General features: G+C 41.9%; 19 protein-coding genes. 5 read left to right on the forward strand and 14 right to left on the reverse strand.

Annotated elements, in window-relative coordinates; genetic code table 11:
• Window positions 1–1,244, forward strand: a 1,244-nt coding sequence (locus tag M23134_RS29750) for an efflux RND transporter permease subunit (protein ID WP_045114615.1), incomplete at its 5' end; no start/stop codon positions are given.
• Window positions 1,245–1,501: 257 nt separating this feature from the next.
• Window positions 1,502–2,863 carry a TolC family protein gene (locus tag M23134_RS29755; protein ID WP_002702828.1) on the forward strand — a complete coding sequence of 454 codons (1,362 nt, stop codon included), beginning with the start codon at window positions 1,502–1,504 and terminating at the stop codon, window positions 2,861–2,863.
• A gap of 165 nt (window positions 2,864–3,028) precedes the next feature.
• On the opposite strand, the gene M23134_RS29760 is transcribed toward M23134_RS29755, so the two are convergent.
• Window positions 3,029–3,460 (reverse strand): hypothetical protein, encoded by a 432-nt coding sequence (locus M23134_RS29760; RefSeq protein WP_157558714.1) that lies wholly within the window; start codon window positions 3,458–3,460, stop codon window positions 3,029–3,031.
• Window positions 3,461–3,643: 183 nt separating this feature from the next.
• The gene (locus tag M23134_RS29765; RefSeq protein ID WP_002702830.1) at window positions 3,644–4,189 is read right to left on the reverse strand and encodes a DMP19 family protein; all 546 of its coding nucleotides are present in this window, start codon (window positions 4,187–4,189) and stop codon (window positions 3,644–3,646) included.
• A gap of 696 nt (window positions 4,190–4,885) precedes the next feature.
• Here M23134_RS29765 and M23134_RS29770 point away from each other — a divergent pair.
• Together M23134_RS29770 and M23134_RS29775 are read left to right on the forward strand one after the other, a co-directional pair.
• Window positions 4,886–5,482 carry a tetratricopeptide repeat protein gene (locus M23134_RS29770; protein ID WP_002702832.1) on the forward strand — a complete coding sequence of 199 codons (597 nt, stop codon included), beginning with the start codon at window positions 4,886–4,888 and terminating at the stop codon, window positions 5,480–5,482.
• A 586-nt stretch (window positions 5,483–6,068) separates the two neighbouring features.
• Window positions 6,069–6,791: a Bax inhibitor-1/YccA family protein gene (locus M23134_RS29775; RefSeq protein ID WP_045114617.1), complete on the forward strand. Its 723-nt coding sequence runs from the start codon at window positions 6,069–6,071 to the stop codon at window positions 6,789–6,791.
• Between the two features lie 162 nt (window positions 6,792–6,953).
• Here M23134_RS29775 and M23134_RS29780 read toward each other — a convergent pair whose 3' ends face one another.
• Window positions 6,954–10,040 (reverse strand): AAA family ATPase, encoded by a 3,087-nt coding sequence (locus tag M23134_RS29780; RefSeq protein WP_002702834.1) that lies wholly within the window; start codon window positions 10,038–10,040, stop codon window positions 6,954–6,956.
• A gap of 262 nt (window positions 10,041–10,302) precedes the next feature.
• Here M23134_RS29780 and M23134_RS41475 point away from each other — a divergent pair, with 262 nt between their 5' ends.
• Window positions 10,303–10,461, forward strand: a complete 159-nt coding sequence (locus M23134_RS41475) for a hypothetical protein (RefSeq protein ID WP_157558715.1) — start codon at window positions 10,303–10,305, stop codon at window positions 10,459–10,461.
• Between the two features lie 100 nt (window positions 10,462–10,561).
• Here the strand turns inward: M23134_RS41475 and M23134_RS29785 are convergent, their stop codons facing one another.
• From M23134_RS29785 to M23134_RS39120, 11 genes are all read right to left on the reverse strand, one after another.
• Window positions 10,562–11,638: an NAD(P)H-dependent flavin oxidoreductase gene (locus M23134_RS29785; RefSeq protein ID WP_002702836.1), complete on the reverse strand. Its 1,077-nt coding sequence runs from the start codon at window positions 11,636–11,638 to the stop codon at window positions 10,562–10,564.
• Entirely contained in the window at window positions 11,622–11,996 is a 375-nt protein-coding gene (locus tag M23134_RS29790; protein ID WP_002702837.1) for a nuclear transport factor 2 family protein, read from the reverse strand. The genes M23134_RS29785 and M23134_RS29790 overlap by 17 nt, the downstream gene beginning before the upstream one ends.
• A 172-nt stretch (window positions 11,997–12,168) precedes the next feature.
• The gene (locus tag M23134_RS29795; protein WP_002702838.1) at window positions 12,169–12,912 is read right to left on the reverse strand and encodes an SDR family NAD(P)-dependent oxidoreductase; all 744 of its coding nucleotides are present in this window, start codon (window positions 12,910–12,912) and stop codon (window positions 12,169–12,171) included.
• A 5-nt stretch (window positions 12,913–12,917) separates the two neighbouring features.
• Window positions 12,918–13,121: a tautomerase family protein gene (locus tag M23134_RS29800; RefSeq protein WP_002702840.1), complete on the reverse strand. Its 204-nt coding sequence runs from the start codon at window positions 13,119–13,121 to the stop codon at window positions 12,918–12,920.
• Window positions 13,122–13,462: 341 nt separating this feature from the next.
• The gene (locus M23134_RS29805) at window positions 13,463–14,023 is read right to left on the reverse strand and encodes a Crp/Fnr family transcriptional regulator (RefSeq protein WP_045114624.1); all 561 of its coding nucleotides are present in this window, start codon (window positions 14,021–14,023) and stop codon (window positions 13,463–13,465) included.
• Between the two features lie 23 nt (window positions 14,024–14,046).
• Window positions 14,047–15,486: an FHA domain-containing serine/threonine-protein kinase gene (locus tag M23134_RS29810; protein WP_157558716.1), complete on the reverse strand. Its 1,440-nt coding sequence runs from the start codon at window positions 15,484–15,486 to the stop codon at window positions 14,047–14,049.
• Window positions 15,487–15,645: 159 nt separating this feature from the next.
• A complete protein-coding gene (locus tag M23134_RS29815; RefSeq protein WP_002702846.1) occupies window positions 15,646–16,380 on the reverse strand; it encodes an FHA domain-containing protein in 735 nt (244 codons plus the stop codon).
• A 277-nt stretch (window positions 16,381–16,657) separates the two neighbouring features.
• Window positions 16,658–18,157, reverse strand: coding sequence for a protein phosphatase 2C domain-containing protein (locus M23134_RS39115; protein WP_002702850.1), 1,500 nt, complete (start codon window positions 18,155–18,157; stop codon window positions 16,658–16,660).
• An 80-nt stretch (window positions 18,158–18,237) separates the two neighbouring features.
• Window positions 18,238–19,113 (reverse strand): hypothetical protein, encoded by an 876-nt coding sequence (locus tag M23134_RS29825; RefSeq protein ID WP_002702852.1) that lies wholly within the window; start codon window positions 19,111–19,113, stop codon window positions 18,238–18,240.
• A 159-nt stretch (window positions 19,114–19,272) separates the two neighbouring features.
• A complete protein-coding gene (locus M23134_RS29830; protein WP_002702854.1) occupies window positions 19,273–20,874 on the reverse strand; it encodes an FHA domain-containing protein in 1,602 nt (533 codons plus the stop codon).
• 354 nt (window positions 20,875–21,228) lie between these two features.
• Window positions 21,229–23,316: a protein kinase domain-containing protein gene (locus M23134_RS39120; protein ID WP_002702856.1), complete on the reverse strand. Its 2,088-nt coding sequence runs from the start codon at window positions 23,314–23,316 to the stop codon at window positions 21,229–21,231.
• Between the last annotated feature and the right edge of the window lie 64 nt (window positions 23,317–23,380).

A 23,380-nucleotide genomic window follows, 5' to 3' on the forward strand; every position in this document is an offset into this window, starting at 1 on the left:
GAGCACATTCCGTCTATAACTACGCCCAGTTGTTGGTCAATACCACCTCTAGCCAAGCCACCGAGGAGTTGATCAAAGAATACTCGAAAAAATATGAAGGTTATTTTCCCGATGCCCACATCAAGTGGAAACAGTTGAATATGTCGGCAGCCAAGGCACCCATCGAGGTACGTATTTCGGGCGATAGCATTCCCTTGCTCAAGCAAACCGCCGCCAAGGTGAGTAGCTTGCTCAAACAAACTCCTAAGGTAACTTGGGTGCGCGATGATTTTGCCGAAGCCCGCCAAGCAGTAGAAGTCAATTTATTGCGCGAACGCGCCAACCGATTGGGCTTAAGCAAAACGATGTTGTCTACCTCGCTTGCCATAGGCATGCAAGGTTTGCCTGTCGTAACTCTTTGGGAGGGTGACTACCCAGTGCAGGTGGTGCTTATTCAGGACAAAGACCGCCGCGACGAGGTGAAAGATATTGGAGATCAATATATTACCTCGCCCATGACTTTTGCTTCGATGCCCATTCGTGCGGTAACCGAACTAAAGCCTGAATGGACTGAAGGGCAAATTATCAGACGCAATGGGGTAAAAACCCTGACGGTGCGTGCCGATGTAGCGTTTGGTACCATTCCCTCTGATGTATTTAAAAAACTAAAACCTCAACTGGAGGCGCTTGCTTTGCCCGAAGGGGTACAAATTGCCCACGGGGGCGAGTATGAAAGTTCTTGGGAAAACTACATCCCGATGGGGCTTTCGATGCTTACCAGTGTGGTGGCTATCTTTTTGATTTTGTTGTTTCAATTCAAACGGGTGAAGCTTGCCACCTTGATTATGTCTACCATGCCCTTAAGTATTTTTGGAGCTACGTTGGGCCTGCAACTCACTGGTTATCCATTTGGGTTTACTGCCTTTATGGGGCTCATTAGTTTGATGGGGATTGTGGTAAGAAACGGGATTATACTGGTAGAATACGCCGAAGAGTTATTTGCCAAGGGTGATTTGACTATCAAAGAAGCAGCACTCTCGGCGGGCAAGCGACGGATGCGCCCCATCTTTTTGACTTCAGCGGCGGCGGCCATTGGGGTAGTGCCTATGATCTTGAGCGGGTCGCCATTGTGGGGACCATTGGGTACGGTGATATGCTTTGGGCTTACCTTCTCTATGATCCTTACCCTATTTGTATTGCCTGTACTGTACTGGTTGTTTTTTTATAAAAGAGTCAATAGTCAAGAGACGGGAGTTGGTAGTTAGGGGCTTTTACAGCCTTAAGCTTTTAGCCGTTAGCCTTTAGCTTGAGGCTGCTTTACAAGCTTCAGAGAGGTTTCTCACTTTTTATAAGAAAGCCCTATAGTCAGTAGTAGGTTTTTATTGTATTTGCAAAATTGAGAATGTGAATTAACAACCAATGAAGGGGTAGGCTAACTATTAAAAACTGTTGCCAGCTACTCATTGACTGTGAACTAAAAAAACTCCCGACTATGGACTCCCAACTAAAAAACTAAATAGAAATGAACAAACATATAATATTTACTCTGATTTTTAGCCTGTGGGGTGGGGCATTCGCCACTGCCCAACAAGGCTATAGCCTGCAACAATGCAAAGATTTGGTGTTGCAGCATAGTAAAAAAATGAAATATGCTCAGCTACAGCAACAAAAAGCTGAAGCAGTGCGCAAAGAAGCCTGGATGCACCACTTGCCCAAAGTAGAGGCGGGTTTTTATGCGGTGCAACTCAACAAAAAAATGATAGAGTTTGACAACCCTTCGGGCAACTTGCCGGTGTACAATGGCGACCCCAGAACCTTGCCTACAGCTACCCAGTTTGCTTTTTTGCCTGCTGTTTCGCTGGGGGCAGGCGACCGTATGCATACCGGAAACATTACTGTGATGCAACCATTGTATGCGGGCGGACGCATCAAAACGGGCAATCGTTTGAGCGAGCTAGGGGTAGAGGTAAGCAAGCTTCAGGTAAGCTTATCTAAAACTGAGTTGATTGCCAAAACCGAAAGTATGTATTGGCAGATTGTGGCGCTTGACGAGAAGCAAAAAACCTTGGATGCTTATGAGAAATTGTTGGAAACTGTACTCAAAGAAGCCAAAGATGCGCGCAAAGCGGGGCTAATTGACAAAAGTGATGTGCTCAAGGTAGGGCTCAAACAAAGCGAAGTAGCATTGAACAAACTGAAGCTTACAAATGGTAGACAGTTGGCGTTAATGGCTTTTTGCCAACACTTGGGCATCGATTATAGCAAAAATATTCGTTTGACTGATGCTTTGCCTACCAACAACTTGCCTCAGCACATACAGGCAGAAGCTGCCGCTAGTGTGCCCAAACGTAGCGAGTACCAATTGCTGCAAAAGGTGGTAAAAGCCGAAGAAATGAAAACTCAGATTGAGCGTGGGCATTTCTTGCCCGAAGTAGGGCTGGGTGCCAGTGCTTTTTACTCTGATGCGATGGAACATGGCAGTGACGGCAGGTTGGCTAGAGTAGGGGTGTTTTTGGCGGCCAGGATTCCAATATCTAATATGTGGAGCAAGCGCCACTCGCTGAAAAAACACATATTGGGCGAAAAAATGGCACAAAACAAATTAGATGAAACCAAAGAGCTGCTCAAGCTACAAATCCAAAAAACATATTATGCCCTTACCGAAAGCGCGCAGGCTATAGCATTGGGGCAAAAAAAGGTAGCCCAACACGAAGAGTTTTTGCAAACGATCAAAGACCGCCACAAGGCTGGAGTGGTGCCGCTTTCTAAGTTGTTGGAAGCCCAGGCAGATGTGCAAAAAGCCAAAAGCGAATATATTGATGCCTTGAGCCATTATCATCAGCAGGTGGTGGCTTACAAGAAAGCTACGGCACAGTATGAGTAAAAAAAGTGTGAATGAGTGGGCCTGTTAAGTGCTCACAATAGACTATGAGACAAATTCCTTTTTGGCTTTGCCGGAAAGGAATTTTTTTTGTTGGGAAAACAACAAGCCAAAAAGAAGGATAGGTGAAGGTAAGTCAATGGGTTAGGAAGGTGGCTAGAGGTGAGTTTAGCTACTCAAGTCTACCTTTATACCAAACCAGGCAAGGGCATCGTCAGTATTTTCAAAAAATCTGGTTTCAAACATGTTCGGAATACTCTTGGTAGCTTCTATTGTTTGTTGTCCCGAAAGGTTGGCTACCAGATCTCTGGCGAGTATTTGCACGTATTTTTTTAATCCAAACCCTATCCAGGCAGGCCCTAGTTGGGCTACTGTCCACTCTTGCATTTCAAGCCCTACAATATACATGCGGTTGATCGAGTTATCTATCAAAAACTGAGGTTTGTGCTCTAGGGTCAATTGTTTTAGTTCCAAAATAAACTCTTGGTATTCATCAAGCGACATGTGCTCAGTAGAGGACTTATAGTCAATTACAAATAAACCTGGTTCTTCAAAGTATTTATAAGTGATAAAAGGCGTGTCTAATATAATGTTACTCATTTTTTTTGTTAAATTTAGTTGAAAGTGATTGCTCATATAACTGATATTTTTTTGAAAAGTTTCAGGACAATAGCTTCTTTTCTTATTAGGGTTAAAAGAAAATAAAAGCAATAAAAAATAGCACCCAGTCAAAAACCAGATGCTATTACCCCTTTAAAAAAACTACGGATAGTCAGATAGTAGTTAGTCTGTAAAAGCTATAAATTCTTCAGGATATTTTCTGATGTATTGCTCCATTTTGTCAATGGTTTTTTTGTGTAGCCTGAAATACTCAAAATCCATTTGGTTCAACTTTTCCAACTCAGCATAAAGTGGGCTGTCTATGAGCGAAGCATACTCGGTAAAAGTGCTTTGCTGTAGTTGGTACTCTTCGTAAGCTTCAGTGATGAGCTGTTCCATGGCTTTGGCTTCAATCAGGTTTAAGCCGTTGCTCAACACAGGTACATACACCGCGTAACCATTCCAAAAAAACTGGACAAACCCCCCACTGGTTACCTCACTGTCTAGGTGCCATAGGGTAAACAAGGCTTGTTGCCCTGGTGAAAAACCCCTCAGTTTTTTGTCTTTGTCTGACTGGGCTACTGTTTCTGACAATGGTTGTACCAGTTCCCAGCATAAGTCAATGCCCCTTAGTTTTTTAAATTTTTTGCGGGCAATGTTTCCTTTGGGTGGTTGATTGGCAGGGCGTTGGTTCAAGGATTGTGCATTTTGCCAGTAGGTAGTGTTCATAGTGTTTGGGTTATATTTTGATTGTCTTGGTTTTATATGACGAGCGGCAAGCAGTTAGTCGTACATTACTTGTTGCCCCAAATCGGTATCTAAAGGTTTGTTATTCATTTAAAAAGAAAGCCCACCTTGCAGACTTCCTTTTTTTGATGCTCCGATTGATCCTTTTTTTGACTTCGACTATGCTTTGGGCATTTTTTTCAGGTGTTTGCGTTATCTCCAAAGAAGTCAATTGTTGAAAGTAGTGTTGGGTGTTCATAGTGTTATTTAGTAAGTTAATAGAGTAAGTTGTGTAGTGATTTGTTTATTATGTGAGCAAAGGTACTATACTCACCTGTGTTTGCCAACTAAAAACCTACGCCAACTTTAGTTGATTTTTTTGCTTAAATTTTGCTTGGGTTAGTTTTTTAGCAAGATTTCTAGTCTGAATTTATGCTTTGAAAATCAAGTAGTTAGCTTGGGGTTGAGTGTTTTTTAAACCTTCCAGTCTGACGGTGGGAGAAAACTAGCCACAAAACGACGCTAAGTAACTTTATTTTATTTTTTGATAATAAAATTGGCGGAAGCCAAAATAATGGGCAGCGTGGGTTTTTACCCAAAAAAGCAATAAAGAAGGAGGAGGGGTAGACAAAAATAATTACTATTATTAAGCGTTTTATCAACAGCCAGCGTATAGGCTATAACCAAAATTAAGATACTATGAAAAACACCATTTACTTAATATTATTGATCACAGGTTTGGCCTATCAGGCGCAAGCCCAAAAAGTACTTGAATACAAACAATACTACCACACCGGACAAGCCCAGGTCAAGGCTGGGCAATACGACGCTGCCATTGTCAGCCTGGATAAAGCCATTGAACGCATGCCTTACTATAGTGCTATGTATGCCGAAAGGGGCAAGGCAAAACTCAAAGTGAAAGACTATACTGGAGCTATTAAAGATTTCACCATTGTATTACAAAAAAAATCTTATGATGCTCAAGCTTATTTGCAACGGGGTATTGCTTATTATCATCTACAAGATTACAACAATGCCGAGTTTGACCTAAAAGATGCGTTACACTACCGCCCCGAAAATCGTGAGGCAAAACAATACCTTGATAAAACCCTTGCCAAACAAGAAGAACTGAGGCAACTTGCCTTGCAACAACAAAATGAAATATTGGCTACTCAAAACCGCACCAATCAACGCGACGAGTGGGAACGTCGTCAACGCCGTTTTTACCGCAACCAATTGATATGGGGTACCATTGTACCATTGGCTGTCTGGACAGGTATTTTGTTGTGGAGGTAGTGATTATTTCTTAAACCCATTAATTGTGCTAACATTGTTGTGTTAAGTCTCCTACAGAAGACTTTTAACAACCGACCCTGATTCCAGCACCTGAGGGCACTTTTCAGTATTCCGAAAAACAAGCATAGAAGGTTGTTCTGCGATTATTAGTGACGCATTGTCTTTTGATTGCTTGTGAAGACACAAGCAACGGCGTAAGTGTTGGTTTTAAAGTGTTAAATTCCCTTTTGTAGGGGCAATCCTTTATGGTTGCCCTAGCGTAGTAAATTTCATCGCTTGGCGCCCCATAGTATTTTGAGAGGTTTTGCTACTCAAGTAAGTTGGGAGACTTCCATTTATCCAAACTTTCAAGTCTCCTACAGAACACTTTTAACAACCGACCCCGATTACAGCACCTAAGGGCACTTTTCAGTATTCCGAAAAACAAGCGTAGAAGGTTGTTCTGCGATTATTAGTGACGCATTGTCCAGAGCTTAAAAGAGCTGAGTTGTACCCTAAATTTAAAAATATTTTAACCTTGTATTTGGTTTATCACGTATAATACAACAATCATTATATTATTTAATAAAATCAAACTAAATACAAAATGTTAGAATCAAACTATCAAGAAGACGCAGCAACTCTTCCCTTTGTCGCGGAACAGCCCCTTGAGGCAAGAAAAACCTTTATCGAAAGAACATACACATTCTTGGCGATCGAGATACTACTTTTTATTCTCATAGAAGCCATTTTTTTACGCAGTCCTACCATCATTAACTTTACCCTTTCGTTTTTGGGTGGTTGGTCGTGGCTACTGTTGTTAGGTGGGTATTTTGCGATTACCTCACTTTCCGAAAATTGGGCAATGAGCACAAGCTCTAAAACCTACCAATACATTGCCATGCTGTTGTATGTAGTAGCAGAAGCACTTTTGTTTACGCCACTTATTTATCTGGCAATAAAAATGACCGGAGATACTGCCATTATCAATCAGGCAGCTACCATTACTATTACCTTATTTTTGGGTATTACCTCAGTAGCATTTATCACCAAAAAAGATTTCTCTATGTTGAGGATTTACCTCTCGGTAGGTACGCTGGTAGCTATTGGACTTATTGCAGCTGGGCTTATATTTGGATTCTCGCTGGGCTTATGGTTTTCTTTTGCAATGGTCGCATTGGCTGCTGGAGCTATTTTATATCAAACCTCAGCTATTTTGCATAAATACCATGCTGAACAATATGTAGCGGCTTCTTTAGGGCTGTTTGGTTCTGTAATGTTACTGTTTTGGTATGTCATCAATATTTTATCAAGCCTTTCCGGCGATTAATATTGTATTGGGCAAACTTATTAACTGACCTCATAGAATATCAGTACAAACAAAACCCCCACTCATTAAGTAATGAGTGGGGGTTTATATTATGATAGGTGGCTAATTGTTAGTTTTTTTAGTCCATTCTGTAAATATTAAGGCAAGAAAGCCTATTGACGCCTACTCCCAACTCTTTTGCAACACACTGCCTGTTTCTTCTTGATTACGTACTTTCAAGTACACCGAAATTTCGCGTTGCAAGCTTTCTACGTGCGAGATAATACCCACAATGCGGTTTTCTTTGCGTAAGCTGGTCAGTGTTTCAAATACCGCATCCAACGATTCTTCATCCTGAGAGCCAAAACCTTCATCCAAAAAGAAAAAGTTTTGGTTCGACTTGGTAAACTGCTGAATGTTGTCGGCAAGTGCCAGCGCCAGCGATAGTGCTGCCTGGAAGGTTTGCCCTCCCGACAAGGTTTTCACACTACGGGTTTGTCCATTGTTGAGGTAATCGCGGATATAGAAAGTATTGTCCTCGTTTACCTCCAGCTTGAGCTGCTGTTTGGTCAGACGGTAAAAACGCTCGTTGGCAAGGTTACAAAGATTTTGCATATACACCGACGAAATATAATTTACAAAACCGCTTTCGCGGAACATTTTTTTCAGTGTGCTTATATCGTCTCGACGTAAATGCAAAGCGTCAGCGTGTTTCTGTAACTTAAACTTACGCGCCAAGTCACTCTCTAGGCGTTCTATTTCGCTCTTAAGCCCTCCACGTCGATCTTGCTTTACTTGAATGTCTTCTTTGAGGCTTTGTATATCAGTGAGCACTTGTTGGTACTCAGCCTCGTTGTATACCTTGCCCGCCGTTTGTCGTTCCAGCTTGTGGCATTCATCTTCGGCACGATGGAGCTTGGTCTGAAACTCCTTGATTTTTTGATTTTCGCGTTCGATATCCAGCTTATTCTGCAAAATATTCTCTACTGTTTCCAACGTGTCAAAATCTGACTTTGCCAACCTGTCCTGAAGTTTACTTTGGTTGGTTTGCAGGTTTTGCTCGTCTTGCAACAAGTTTTCGCGACTATTGCGTAAATCGCTTTCAAGGCGCACCTTTTGATTACGATCTTCGTTTATTTGCGTCTCCAGGTTTTTGTATTTGCGTTCCAGGCGTTCATACAAATCCTCCAGACTTCTTATCTCTTGCTTGAGCTGCGAGGCAGCATGTTGGGCGTAGTCTTCCAAATCAAACACTCGCAACTGACGTTTTAAGGTTTTGAGCTGGGTAGTTTTGGTCAACTGTTGGTTTTCCAGATCGGCAATGGCTGTTTTATACTTGTCCAGTTTTTTGCGTTCTTCCTCTAGCGATCGCTGCATTTGTTCGCGCTCTTTGTCGGCATCGTCAATGGCGTTTTGCAAGCGGCTTGCTTTTGCTTTCTTCTTTTCTACATCTTCGTCATGATCAGGGTCAAACGCTGGTTTCCAATTAAATTTATACAAATGCAAGTCAAACTTATTGGCCTCTGCCTGTGCTTCCTCATCGCGTCGCTCCAGTTGTTTCTTTTTCTCGTCAATTTGTACTTTGAGCTGTCGCACCTTGTCCAGCAAATCAGTTAATAAACTGATTTGCACGTCTTGGGTTTCGCGTGCCTCTTGAAAAGCGTGCAAAGCTGCATCAATCTTGTCAGGCTTAAGCGGGTCGGGGTGATGTACCGAACCACACAAAGGACAAGGTTCTCCATCACTTAGATTTTCGGCATACTCCTGTAGCTTAAGCTTAATCGTAAGCCCCGACAGCTTGTGTTGGGTATGCATCAGTTTATCTTTTAGCTCATCCCGTTTGTCGAGTATCATGTCAGCCAGCTCACCAATGATTGTCTTGGGATGTGCTTCGGGCAACAAGTCCCTCAAATGTTCTTCGTACAGTTCTTTTTTCTCTTTGCGGATTTTCTCTATTTCGCGTTCTATGTGGCGGGTTTCCTGATTTACCTTTTGTATGCTGCTCAATATTTTCTTTTTCTCGGCAAACCAACTACTCACTGCCAACAATACATTATTGTCGGGCAGGTTTTCTTTTTGGCGCTTGATAAAAAAAGTTTTGTCTTCAATTTCCGTCTGTAGTTTTACAATTTTCTTTTCGGACTCTTTTATTACAGGCTTGCCTTTTTCTACACGTTCTTCCAGTGTTACCAGTTCTTTATTGAGCTCATTGATACTGATAATCTTGGTAAACTCATCTATTTTTTGTTTGATGGTTTCGCGCTCATTGTATTGTGTTTTTACTTCTTCAAAACTTTGCTCGTCTTGTACCAGTTTTTGCTGAATTTGCTCAAAGTGGGTTTCTTTTTGTTGGATAAGCTCTTGCAACTGCTTGATTTTGACTTGAGTAAGCTTATGGGTTTCCAGCAAGTCGCTAAACTGATACAAACAAGTTTCATACTCCTTTACCCTACGTTCCAGGCTGTTAAAGTCATCAGCTTGTTGTTTTAGGCGGGCAAGTTCTTCTTTTTGGTGGGCAAGTTCAGCAAACAATGCCTTGATTTGCTCAAGGGCAGTTTTTTTGGTGCTCTTTTCTTGTAATTGGTTTTGCTGGGCTTCCAGCGAGGCTACCAATTCTTTCAAAATTCCCCGTTGCTCGTTGATACCCTCTTCGGTTACTTCAGCCACCCCCTGTAGTTTGGTTTCTACTTGGGTAATCTTCTCATCGTTTTCTTTTTCTACGGGGCGCAACTTTTGCCCAAGGTCGTACTTACCCAGCCCAAAAATATCTTTGAGCATGCGCGTACGATCGGTATCGCCCAATTGCAAAAACTCTTGAAACTTGCCTTGCGGAATAATAATGGTACGACGGAAGTTGTCGTAACTCAACTCCAGAATGTCTTGAGCCGTTTTGTCGGTGGGTGTCCATTCGCCCTTTACCATTTGGTAATGACTGCGGTCAAAGGTGCGAATCTTTTCAAAGTTTTTGCTGTTACGTTTGCCCTCTACCACAAAGCGGTAGTACTCGTTGTCGCTGGCTTTAAACTCATAATCAATCAACAACTCATTCGACTTAAGGTTCATTAAGTTATAAGTCACCTTGTCTTGTTTGTTCAACCGCTCTACTTGCCCATATAAAGCATAAGAGATAGATTCGAGAATGGTAGACTTACCGCTACCCACCATACCAAAAATACCAAACAAACCCGAATCGGTAAGTTTAGTAAAATCTATTTCTGCTTTTTTTTGGTAAGAATAAACTCCTTGTAAGGTTAACTTTACCGGTATCATTGATGTTGTCGATTATTTGAAAGTCTTGAGCCCGTAAATTAAGCATAATTTTTTAATTGTCAATCTTTAGGCTGGTGGTCGTGTTGTTTTCAACCTTATTTTTCATGGAAGATTTGTAAGAAACTACCCCCAAGCTTTTGACGCTATGCTACCCTTTATGAAAAGCCCGTTGGTAAAAATAGCCAGTTAAGGCAAAAAATTGACTGATAGCAACGATGTTATTTCTTCATGGCAAAACAATTTAAACTAAAAACAGACAGTGATGATGAACACGTCATTTAGTTGGGTAGGTAGAATAGTTTTTATGTTGCCACCCATGGCATTGGGCTTTATATGTTTGGTGAGTTTAAGCCTTTCGGCGAAAGCCACTTACAGTAAAAAAAGAAGAGCAGTAGGCGCTAACAAGGAGCATAAAAAATGATAGATAAAAAACCTTTCAGACAATATTGCCCAAAAGGTAAGGTAGTTCAAAGTGTGTAGTGTAGCAGGTTTGTAGTGTGAATAGGTATACTTGCGGTTACTTATGATGCTGGGGTTAAATTATTTATCTCATCTATGAGCGATTGAAACAGGCTACTGGCTGAGGTATGTTGCAAAGGAGTTGAAAATTGCCCTGACCAAAACCCCACGTAGTCATGTCGGTGTTGCTCCAGTGCCGCTTTTCTCAAAGGACTTAGAAAAGCACTTTGCAAAGGATAAGGGGCTAGTTTGTCTGCGGGGATATTCTGCAAAGATAATGTATTGGAAATGACCCTACCCAAGCGCCCGATAAATGTTTGGCTAAGGTTGGTTTGGGGTACTTCTTGCAACAACTTATGCTTGTGAACATCTGGTGCGTTAGACTCCTGAGTAGCTAAAAAAGCAGTGCCTATTTGTACGGCCGAAGCACCTGCCTGCAACGCAGAGAAAGCCTCTTGCCCATTGGTAATACCACCTGCTGCTATGACAGGTGTTTTTACCTGGGCAGTTGTTTGAGTGAGCAAAGAAGGAGTATCCATTAAAACCTCTTTGTTTTTGGGTAAAAACCAAGCTCGATGCCCCCCTGCTTGTGCCCCAGAAGCTACTATAATATCAACGCCTGCTTCTTCTAAGAGCAGGGCTTCTTCGGGGTGGGTAGCGGTAGCTATTACCACAGTTTGCCTTTTGCGCAAAGCTTGTATAACCTCTTTGGGGGGCACCCCAAATATAAAACTCATGGCAGGTGGGCTGACTTGTAAAATAGCTTCCATCTGTTGATCAAAATGTTGGGTTTGAGCCGCAGGCGGTGCCTCTGGTAAAGGCACATTGAGTGCGTCAAAATAAGGTTTAAATACTGCTTTGACTGTTTCAAACTGCTCTTGTCCAAATATTGGGGGGGAGGGGTGTTTTTGAGGCACCCATAAATTAAGCGCATAGGCCTTTTTTGTAAGTGCCCGAATAGCCGAGTTGACCTTTAAAATCTCTTCGGGACTATAAGAGTTCAAGCCAAACGATCCCATCCCACCAAGGTTAGATACCGCAGCAACCAGTTTGGCAGAAGAAAATCTTCCGCCAAAAGGTCCTTGAATAATTGGGTAGTCAAGCCCCAATAGTTGAGTAACTTTAGTTTTGTTCCACATGAGTAAAAAGCTTATTTACAATTTTCCATTCATCATTTACCATCACAAGCGATAAATAATCATAATAATTGAAGCCTAGCATAGGTACGTGCAGCTTGGCAGTGGCTATCTTGCCCAAAACCTCTATGCCTAGCACCTGCATGGCAAAGGTTTCCCCCAGTGCTTTTGGGCTTTTTCGGTTTTTGACCCCTTCCAGGTAATCGTCTAAACCTTTACGGTAGGGGGTTTCGCCAACATCGCCATAAAGGAGTGCCTCTGTTGTGAAACTACTTTTTAGCTTGGATACATCTCCATAAAAAATTCCTTCAAAGTAGTTTTGTATCGTGTGTTCTATTTGTTTGAGCTTGTTGGTGTACATAGTTTTTAATTAAGAGTTTGTTTAAATTTTCGGTCATAGGAGATTTTATGACGAGTTTTTGGATTAGATGCGTCAAATTTTGAGGGAATAGCAGCGCTATTGCCAATAAATTTGACAATATATAATCAGAAAAATCACGTAAAAGACCTAATTAATGAATTTTAAACAAGCTTTAAATTGTGTGTCCTATAGTATGGCCTCCAGCCACGTTAAATGTTTCGCCTGTTACAAAATCGGCCGTAGCCAGGTAATAAGCTGCTTGTGCTATTTCTTCGGGCTCGCCTATGCGGTTGAGCAAATGTAACCCCGCCAGGCTATCGGCATTTTCTACCCCTATTTTGCCTTGCAGTGGGCTCCTGATAATGCCAGGAGCAATGGTGTTGATTTTTATGTTGTCTTTGCCAAACTCAGCTGCCAGTTGGCGGGTCAAAGCATGAATAGCGCCTTTGCTTGCTACAGGTGCCGATGCCGGAAAACCCGCAATGGCGTGGTCTACCAACACGGTACCTATGTTTATAATACTGCCACCACCTTGCTGGAGCATTTGCCGAATAGCCGACTGTGAGGCAAAGTAAGTACCCTTGAGGTTAGTGTCTAAAAAACGATTTAAATCTTGTTCTTCTACCTCCAAAAAAGGCTTGGGTTGAAATGCGCCTGCGTTATTGATCAATAAGTCAATTTTGCCAAAGTGCTCTATTGCAGTTGCTACCAACTGTTTTCCGACTTTAGGTTGGCTAATGTCTCCTGCCACCAAAACGGCTTGACGGGGCGAACCAAACTCTTGGTAGGTACTTTGGAGTCTTTCTTCGTGAAAAGAGTTCATAACCACATTGCTTCCTTTGTCCAAAAATAGTTTTGCAATGGCTTTGCCTATGCCTGTAGAGGCTCCAGTTACAACAATTGTCTTGTTTTTCATGGGAGTTAGTTTTGTGAGTTGATTAGTTCAGAATATTGTTTTCCTTTGACTCCCCAGTTGTCTATGTGTACCTCGTCAATCACTACATGCGTAGTTGCTGGGTTTTTGTTCAGTACCTCTACTACTAACCGAGTGGCACCAGCAATCAATTGTTGCTTTTGTTCTTTAGTGACATTTTCATCAGTCACTTTGATATTGATATAAGGCATAATATAAATGTTTTGATATTTGTAATAATTTGATACTACAAAGTTAGGGCAGGAGTGTATGAACCCACAGGACACAAGTCACTTTATACATGTGAGGTAGATCACACTTTGGCAACAAGTAAGAAGTGAGGGAAAGGAGAGGTATTATAAGTGATCTTTCATAAATAATTTGAGCCATTAAAGTGTATCTATTGCCCTCATTCTTCTCAAAAAAAAAGCTTCATAGCTTTGGCTATGCACCGTTTTTTTTGAATCGTCTGAGAACAATATATTTTCTTGAATTGGCACATCTTATTTTTTCCAGATCACTAAAGGCAATTTTTGGTGGAGGATCGTTATTTTTACAGGCGGCTCAAAGTTTCGCGGGAGACACCAAGGTAAGAGGCGAGCATTTTTTTAGGAACACGCTGAACCAATTGAGGGTATTGGTTCAATAACATCTCATAGCGTTCTTTAGCTGTATTTCGGCACAGCGATAAAATTCTTTTTTGTGAAGCTATAAAAGCAAGCTTGGTTTTTTTAGCCCAGAAACGCTCCATTTTGTGCATTTCACTGCTGAGCTTTTCTCTAGAGGCATAGTCAATAGCAAGCAATTCACAATCTTCTATACAATCTACCGAAAAACTTGCCCTTATTTGGTTATTAAAGGCCTCATAGTCAGTAATCCACCAGTTTTCCATAGCAAACTGCACTATATATTCTTTACCGTTTTGGTCAAAAAAATAAGCTTTTAAACACCCCTTGATCACCCAATGTTCTTTATTTACAAGTTCACCTTCCTGCACAAGGTATTGGTGTTTTCGTTTAGATACCGGAGTAAAATGGCTCAATATAAAGTCAAACTCTTGGTCGGTAAGTGGCAATACTTCTTCAATATGTGCTCTCAAGGGGTGTATATGCATCAGCAAATCTTTCAACTGTTGATTTAATATTCTACTTGTACTTTAAGCGTAGTATCGCCTATAGTAATAATATCTTCGGGATTGAGTTTGTGCCCCGATTTTTTTACATCGGTAGAGTTTACCAACACCCCATTGCGTGACAAGTGCCAGCCCATTTTGCCGTTTTTTTCGTACCATTGCCCATCTCTTATAAACCACAGCCATGACCCGTTTTTTTGTTTTACCCGCTCCAGGGTGGCGTGCCTGCCCGATATATACTTGGTAAACGACTCTACAATGCCTATATCATTCGAGAAAGGTTGCTGCGCGTTGAACCAGCCCAAGGTTAGCAGATTTTGTTCTTTAGCGTCGGCAAGTTTGCTTAAGTTGTATTCCCTGCCTACTTCTTCACCATTCATTATTCGTAACGACCATTTACCAAACATATCTTTTGAGGCGTATTGTGGGGTTAACCTGGCAGGTTGCCCCAATATTTTTAATATATCATTGGCACTCTGGTAGCGGTCTTTGTACTTGGGAGCCAGGCATTTATGAATAATCGTTTGCCAGTCATCCGGCACGTCTTTTCTTATTTTATTAATCTTTGTCAGCTTTCCTTTTCTAATCCGTTTGTAGTAGCCTGGCATGTCCTTTTCAAACTCTTGATAAGAGCCAAATGGCAAGTGCCCCTGGGTAAATACCTCATACATGATCACCCCAAAGGAAAAGATGTCGTTGGTAGGCCCCATAATCTTAAAAGCCTGTTGAGGGTTCAATTGTTCGGGAGGGGCATAAATAGCCGTACCAAATACATTTTTTGCGTAGCCCATCAGGTTACGTTGGGTTTCGCGTCGTTTGATAAAGCCCGCAATGCCAAAGTCAGTCAGTTGTGCCCGGTTTTGTTCATTAAACAAAATATTTTCGGGTTTCAAATCTTTATGAATAATGCCAGAAGTGTGCAAGTCGTGCAAGCCTCGCAGCATATCTAAACCTAGTGCATGCGTTTCTTCATGGTTCCATTCAAACAACATTTGGTCACGCAAATTACCCTTTGGGCAATACTCCATCACAATAAAAGGGTTCCCTTGTAGGCTGCCCTTGTCCATGCTGTTTACTATATAGTCAGAATGAATCTGCCCTGCCTCAAACTCCCGCTCAAATCGTTTTCGAATCTCCTGGTGTTCATTAGGCAACACTTTGCGCATTTCTATTACTTTGAGCGCATACTGGTTTTTTTCCTGGTCTTGGGCAAGGTATACCAGTCCATAGCCGCCTTTGTCTATGCTATTGACAATCTGGTATTTATTTTTAATCCCCTTTACTTCATCGCCTTTATGCAGATCTACTGCTTCGGGCACTATGTCTTTGTCAGCAATTGCCTCGTTTTTGGTAACCGTAGCGGCACGACTCAAGTCAAAACCACATTTGATACATTTAGGGGCATCTGCTTTATTGTAGTATCCACAATGCGAACAAATTTTCATTGTTAGTTTTTTATTTGGGTCAATTTTGTTGTCATCATCTACAGTTGGCAAATAATATGAAGTTTTAGATAAAAAAACACACTATTTACTCATAGTTAACACATCTAAGAATTCACTATAATTAGTTTATTATCAATGATTTAAACCTGCCTGTGGGGCTTATTTTTCTTTAAAAACAAAAAGTTTATTACCCATAATAATCATATCTCCTGGTTGAATAGGTACCCGATCACGTACTTGAATAAAAGTAAAACCATTAGAGCTTTGGTCTTTGATGTACCATTGTCCATTTTCATATTCAATTTTAGCGTGTTGCCCTCCCGATATGCTCTTGTTGTTGGCATCCAGGTTTTGGCGGTTCAACTCTACTTCTTCTCCTTCAAAGTTCAGGGTAGTTTTTCCTTTATCAGTTACCAAACTAAACTTTTTAGAATCCCCAATATTGGTTACCTCCCAAGGGTCCAAAATAGTTTTGTGGCGTGGTTCAACGGGGGCGTTCTCCTCGTTTGTTTCGTCAAACCCTTTGGTCGAGTGTAAGTCAGTAGCATTGGTTGCTGCATTGTCAAACCCACAATTGGGGCAAATGTTTTGGTGAGCCCGCAAAGGATACCTACAGCTGCTGCAACCATTTGCCTGATCCTCTTGTTGGGCTTGTTGTTCTGGCTTTTGCTCATTTCTGGGATTATCAAGGTAAGGTTGATCAGGTTCACCACCTTTTACCGTTTTTTGCGATGGTTTTTGATGCGCCAATGGGTCGCTGCCAGTAGTAGGCAAAAACCCCTGAGCCGAGCTGTTGTTAATGGTTTTTTTTGCATCATTTAGGGCTGCGCCACATTTGGCGCAACTTTTAGTGTGTTCATCATTTATATATCCACAAGTATTACATCTTAACATTGTTGGTATCCTTTCTGTTATGTTTTCAAATATGGTAGATTGGCAGTGGCATACTTTGGTGTTCCTGATGCATCTATCGGGCAACATTCAAGGGTGCTTGCCACTCTTGGGCAGTTTTGTTGCCAAGAGCATGTTTAAAGTTAGCCAAACGGCAATGCTTGCCCTCTGAGGTTTTGTACTGGTGAGGTAAACCGGACGTCAGCAAGTTCGGAGTCTTTTGAACCGAACTTGTATTTGGGGTGTTGTATTACCTTTGTAAATAGAATAGCAAACCAGTTTAACCATTGGGGCTAAGCTGCCAATGCTTCATTTTCTCCTGTATATCATACAGGCTGGCTTCCACTCTTTCTATAGTATAAATGGCTTTTTTCAATGCTTTGGGCGTGGTGGGTGCTACAAACTCATTGCTGCCTTTAATAATTTTTTTTGCCACCAAAGGCGAAGCTATTTCTTTGGTGAGTCGTTGTTGCAAAGCCTTTAGTTTTTTCAGTTCAGCAGGTATGTCTTGATAACTCTTTTTAAGCCCTTCTATATTTTTCAGTACTTTAGCCTTGTCGTCCAGTAATTTTTTTAGGCGGGCTTCTAAGGCAGCTACTTCTTTTGGATCAGCCTTTTTTTCTTCTCGCAGCAACACAGGTGGTCTATTTTCTTTTTCGTTTCTACCAGTACTGGCACCTTGTTCTTTACTGGTGGTATCTTTGCCTGATGTTTGCTCGTGTTTGGTTTGAGTAGAGTCTATCATCACGGGCAGTTTTTGTGCTTTGTTGGCTGCTTTGTTTATTTGTGCGGGGTTGTCAGTTTGCCCCAAATTGCTAAAAAGCAAATAAAGGCTACATATCAAAATCAACAAAGAAACCCACAGTATGATTTTTTTCTTTTGAGCATCCAGCCCCGCCTTTTGGTCAGCAGTATCTCTTACCTGCACGTTTTTGCCTACCCGATTTATGTCGAGCATGTCCATCAACAGCACCGTAATGTTGTCACTGCCTCCGGCAAGGTTGGCTTTGTTTACCAGTTCTTGGCAGGCCTCAGAGGTTCCTTGGGTTTTTTCCAGGATAGCCTCAATGTCAGGGTCGTCCAGTTCGCCGTTGAGCCCATCGCTGCATAACAACAATCGATCGCCGGTTTGCAATTGCAAGGTCTTAGCTTCGGGGCTGGGCGGGTTGCGTGCCTCGCCCAAACTCTGGGTAATGATATTACTTTGTGGGTGCAACCTTGCCTGGTTGGGCGTAAGGTGCCCGCTTTGTACCAATTCCCACACCATAGAGTGGTCATCGGTAGCTGGAGTCAGTGGTACTCCCTGGCGGTATAAGTACACCCTACTGTCGCCCGACCAGGCCACATAAGCTTTAAGTCCTATTACCCAGGCTATAGCAGCCGTAGTACCCATTCCTTCGGTTTCGGGGTGGGCAGCAGCATGCGCCAAAATATTTTTATGAGCAACCTTGATCACTTTTTTCAGGTAATCTTTGATAGCTTGACTCGACTCAGGCAGGGCTTGCAGTTTTTGAAACATCTGCTTGGCAGTATTTACCATTATTTCAGATGCTACCTCTCCTGCGTTGGTTCCTCCCATACCATCGGCTACCACCATTACCGAACCAAGCGCCCCTTGCTTAAAGGCGTGTTGGTTAAACTCCCACTGGTTGGCCTTAATGTCTTGTCCAATGGCAAAGTTGTCCTCGTTGTGGTCGCGTGCCTTGCCTACATCAGTTCTGCCAAAAATATTGACCAATGCATCGGTTTTGTTTTCCTCTATGTTATTTGTAACACTCAATTTATTACTATAAATACGTTTATTTTTTGTCGATTCCTCAGGCTAATTTCCATTAAAAAATGAATATATCCAAAGCCTGGTTAATTATTGCGATTTCTTCTGTTTCTTCTACTTCTTCTTTTCTTCTTTTTTTTCTTGCCATTACCTTCAATCAGCGTGAGCTTTTTGGTAAACTCATTCTGAAAAGCAGTCAGCTCCCATGTTTCCGGTTTTTGGGGTTGGCGGGTATACAATGCTACCAAATGATAAGCAACGGTACCCAGCTCATAATTTGCCGAAAAAAAGGCGCCGCCTACCACTGTACCTGGCAGGTTCATTTTTTTGAGTTGTCCAGTGCTTCGGGCGTCGTTCCAGTGGATGTACTGTTTAGTGACCGACATTTTTATTTTGCTATAAGGCGATATAGGTTCACTCCCTGGGCTATAAAAAATCACCATAATCCCTGTACTGGGTATTTCGGTTTGGTGTAGCTTTAGAGTAGGTGTTTTTTTAGACAATTTATAATAAGCCAGTGCCCGCAAAGCCACCGAGTCAGATTCAAACTCTACAGCGGTGTACTTACAGTTGCAGTTAGAGCTGTTATAGCGATATTTGGTTATTTTAGTGAGCCCTTTGGCAGGGAATAACGAATCTTTTGCCATTACCTTATAACTCTTATCTACAAGCCAAGGGTACAGTACCTGTTTTTCTGTCCAAAGCACATTTTGTGCATTGACCCCTATGCCGTAGTGTCTGCCAAAATACGCCTGGTTTTTTCTGGTAAATGCCTGCCCTTTTTTGTTTTGAAGGTTATAGTCTTGCTGAATAAGATAAAAAGCGCCTGCAAGCGATTTTTTGACAATACTGGTGCCAGACACAAAGTGTCGAATAGGCTTAAGTGTCAGTGTAGTGTCTTGCGCCCTGACCGAGCCCACCAGTCCCAATAAAACAATTGCTGCAATTAATCTTTTTTTCATAGTGTGTAGTAATTTATTTTATGCTTTATGTTGTGTGATTAGTAGTTTTTTAGCGGCGAGTAACTACAAAATAGAGTTACTCATGATGTTTAATGGTTAGGTATACTTCATGATGATTGGCTACTGATAGCTATCCATATCTGTTCAGTAATGGCGTTGTCACCTGATGGCTGATATAGGGATAATACTGCCTGTAACTCCCCTGCCTGCCGAAATAATGCCTATGACCACGAGTTTGCCCTGGGCAGTGGTAAATGCAGGGCCACCAGAGTTGCCTGTATCAAAACTACGCCCAGTGACTGTAATAGACTCATTGACCAAGCCGTTTTGACCCACTTCGTTTTTGCTATACACGGGCTCTAGTTTTTGCTGGTTTTGCAGCGACAAACCATACGGAAAACCCAATACATGTAGTTCGGTTCCCCGTTTTAAACTACTTGACAAAGCAGCATTTGCCTGTAGGCTACCCGTAGTCGAGGTTTTAAAGTAGGCCCAATCAGTGCCATTGCCCAACTGGGCTTTTTTAATGGCAAATTCATCTTCATCTACTTGTACCGTATAAGGTTGATCTTTGGTACGGTCTACTATAAAAGAGGTATTGGTCAGGGCTATTTTTTTTCCAGTAGGAGACACTGCCACCATGTTGGCTACAATTTTACCCCCATTGTTGGCATAAGTATTCAACAACATCATAGGGTCTTTATTGTCTTTAAAATAATACCAGGGCTCTACCACATGCCGTGCTGTTACAAACCTTCCATCATTGAGTAAGAAACCAGTGCCCGACCAAAGTTCATTTTGCGACTTTATCTCTTCGGTGGTGCCATCAGGGTAGGTTACATCCAACGAGGTAGAATAAATGAAGTATACATCACCCTCAGCTTGTTTGAGCAAGCCTTGTATGTTGGCATTTCCCGGATTGTCAGTGTTATTGTTACTATTGCCTCCGCCACCCGGATTGTTTCTGTTGCTGCTGTTATTAGATGCTTTGGCTTTGAGAGCTCTAAACCTTTGTTCAAAAGCCTGGCGCACTGCTTCCATTTGATCTTTAGTGTTTGACAATTCTTTTTGTACCCGTGTATTGTTTTTATGCGCGGCATCTAATGAGTCTACAATTGTATTATTGGCTTTTTTGAGTCCTGCCAATGTGATTTGCTGGCGGGCTATAGTGTCTTTATTACTTTTGATAATATTGCCTTGGTTGCTAATGATGTAACCAGCCACCGCTATGCTGGCAATGAGTAAGAATAAAAGGGATAAAAAAGCATTTTTATAAGGCTTAACTGCTTGTTTAATGACCAGGTTCATGCGGTTGGTAAGCCCTAGTTTGGCAGTACCTGTGGCCGACACATTGAACAATAACTTGGGACCTTCAAGCGATAGTTGTATTTCATCGCCGTTGGTCAGGTACCACTGCTCAGCTACTGGTCTGCCGTTGATAAGGGTAGGGTTGGTGGCAGACAAGTTTTTAATAAAAATATCTTTGCCTTTGCGCTCAATGGCGGCGTGTTTACGACTGACTGTATTACAACCATCGTCAAACTGAATGACACAAGAGTTGGCACGTCCTATTTCTACGTAAGGAACCACGATTTTTTCGTAACTACCTGCTGGGTGCTTGTCAGTATTGGTAAGGTGTTGCAGGGTATAAATGGGCACATCAGCCCCTCCCAGAATTTTCAGTCCAGTTGCAAAAGCCTGTGTAGCGCGGTTGGGTTGAGTTTGTTTGCCCTTTTCCGCCAGGGTCTCTTTATTTGTCATACGCAATTCCTTAGTATGTTCAATGGTGGTTTTTCAGGTAGCACACACATTGTATCATACACAATTCACTATATAAATTTGATTCCTAAGTAATGGTTGAAAAATAAGGTATCCATTTGGAGATAGAGATTTACCACTGAGGCGAGATGGCGACATCCTATGGATGTTGAGCCAGCTTGCGCGACGGTTGCGTTCGTAGCAGCGCTACGAGCAATAAAAACTCACAGTCCCGGCGAACTGCCGGGGTAACGAAGTATCAGTAATAAAGGTCATTTCCTAAATCGAAAGCTTACAGTCCCGATGAATCGGGGATTATTTTTTGTCCATTACTAAACTAAATATTTTCCTGTTTATTTACAGGCAGTCCTGTACACATTTTCCGTAGCGATTGATATACATTTTCTTGCCTCTGTAAACGACTTTGGCTTTGCCATTGTAAAAATGTCCGGGTTTGTCAAACTTATGAGGAATGACTGTTTTTCCGTATCGATTGATATACCCCCATTTTCCGTACTTTTTTGCGGCAGCAAGCCCTTCATAAAACGGCCAGGCACTTTCATATTGGGGTTTGGCAATCAGTTTCTTTTTGCGGTCAAGATATCCCCATCTGTTGTTTTGCTCTATTAAAAAACAAGTAGGGTACTCTTCTATATAGTCATATTGGCTATTGTTGCCAGACTGATGCGAGCGTTTATGTGCCCGATGTCTTTGCCTCTCTCGTTCGGCTTTTTTTCGCATGTAATCCTTGGCGTAATTTTCGCCCAGGTGCTCATACTTTTTACTCATCTTGCGGCTCCACTCGTTTACTTTTTCTTTGCTTTTGGCGTTTTTTGTAGCATCTTTTACCAACTCTATAATCTCTTTTGGTAAATCTATGTTAATGCTGTTTTTACCTTTCTTTCCTTTGCCAGCAATGATCACCCCGTTTTCGGTAATCACAAAAGAAGGTTTATCCTTGCCAGGAGGGGTTGGTGGTTCAGGTACATTTTCATCATATTTTGTAAGTTCTTCAACATCGGAAGTGGACTCTTCTTGTTTTTTTTCTTTCAGTTTTTTATTTTTCTTATGCAACTGTTCCTCCATTAAGCGCAACTGTTCCTGCAAGTCTTTGGCTTTTTGCTGGTTTTTTGTTGTTTGCTTTTTGACCTCCTTATTTTTTTTATTTTCTGATAATTTTTCGGGCTGGTCATTTGCATTCATTGCCAAGGTATCGTTGTTTGCCATTAACTCTGGCTTACTTTTGCTCAGGTTTTTTTGTACATATTCTCTGCCTATCAGTACTACCAATACAATCATGACTGCGCCCAAAAACATGTACACATTACGATCAAAGGTGCGTTTGCCTGTAGCGGCTACTGCCTTTCTTTTTTTCTTGTCTACCGCTTCGGTTACTCGTTCAGACCTTACCACAGGCACATCGTTGTCATCTACGCCTTCCAAATCTTCTACATCAAGCTGTAGGTCTGGGTGGTCTTCTGTTTTGTGTATGGGTGTATTTGTTTTTTCTGAAGTAACCCCTTCGGTGGGTGTTTGAGTGGCCGAACCCTCTGGTATTGCCGACAAGGAATCTGCCTTGTAACGAGTTATTTTTTCAAAACCTTCCCACTTGCCCTTGTCAAGGTATACCAACGATAGCTGATGCAGTTGTTCAGCCGTGGGGCGTTGGGTAGGTTCTCGGTTCATACATGCCTGTACTATTTGATTAAGCTCAGGTGAGTACTCTTCGGGAATTTCGGGTACTGCCGATCCTGTTAACAACGATTGCCCTCCGTGTCCCATCCAGGGTACTTCATTGGTGCAAAGCTCATATAACATTACCCCAAAAGAGAATATATCGCTGGCGGGCATGCTCTTGGGTCGGCTGGTAAACTTTTCGGGTGGAGCATAAGCAATGGTCAACGAATTGGATGAAGCAGTACTTCGGGTGCTTTTCATCATAGTATGCCGCATACGGCTACTAATGCCAAAGTCTGACAGTAAGAACTCGTTTTTTTCTGTAATGAGTACATTGTCTGGTTTTATGTCTTGGTGCAACACTACCGGGTGCCGTTGGTGTAAGTAGGCAAGCCCATCACTTACGTGCGACATCATCACAGCAAGTTCTGCTTCAGACAATACTCCCTGTTTGAAAAGTTTTTTGGTAAGAGATCCTTTTGCGCAAAGCGGCATTACCAAATAGGGAGAGCCTTCGGTAATATCAAAATAGGTGGGTTTTAATAAATGTTTATGATTGAGCGAAACAGTAAGTGCATACTCGCGTCTAAAAAGTTCTATTCCATCTTCATCCAGCCCAGTACCAGCAGCATAAATCTTAAGTGCCACTAAAGCATTTTCAGCCATTTGGTCTATTACTTGCCATACTTCCGAAAACCCCCCTAACCCTAACAGTTTCTGTAGCTGGTAGCGCCCGGCAAATATATCTTTAGGTTTAAAAACAGCCATTCTTTTTCATTTATGGTATATATGGTAATTAACCCGCCATATTGGATGACGAGTTAAATTATTC

Origin of the sequence: Microscilla marina ATCC 23134 (genome assembly GCF_000169175.1) — a bacterium.
In the GTDB taxonomy this organism is placed as follows: Bacteria; Bacteroidota; Bacteroidia; order Cytophagales; family Microscillaceae; genus Microscilla; species Microscilla marina.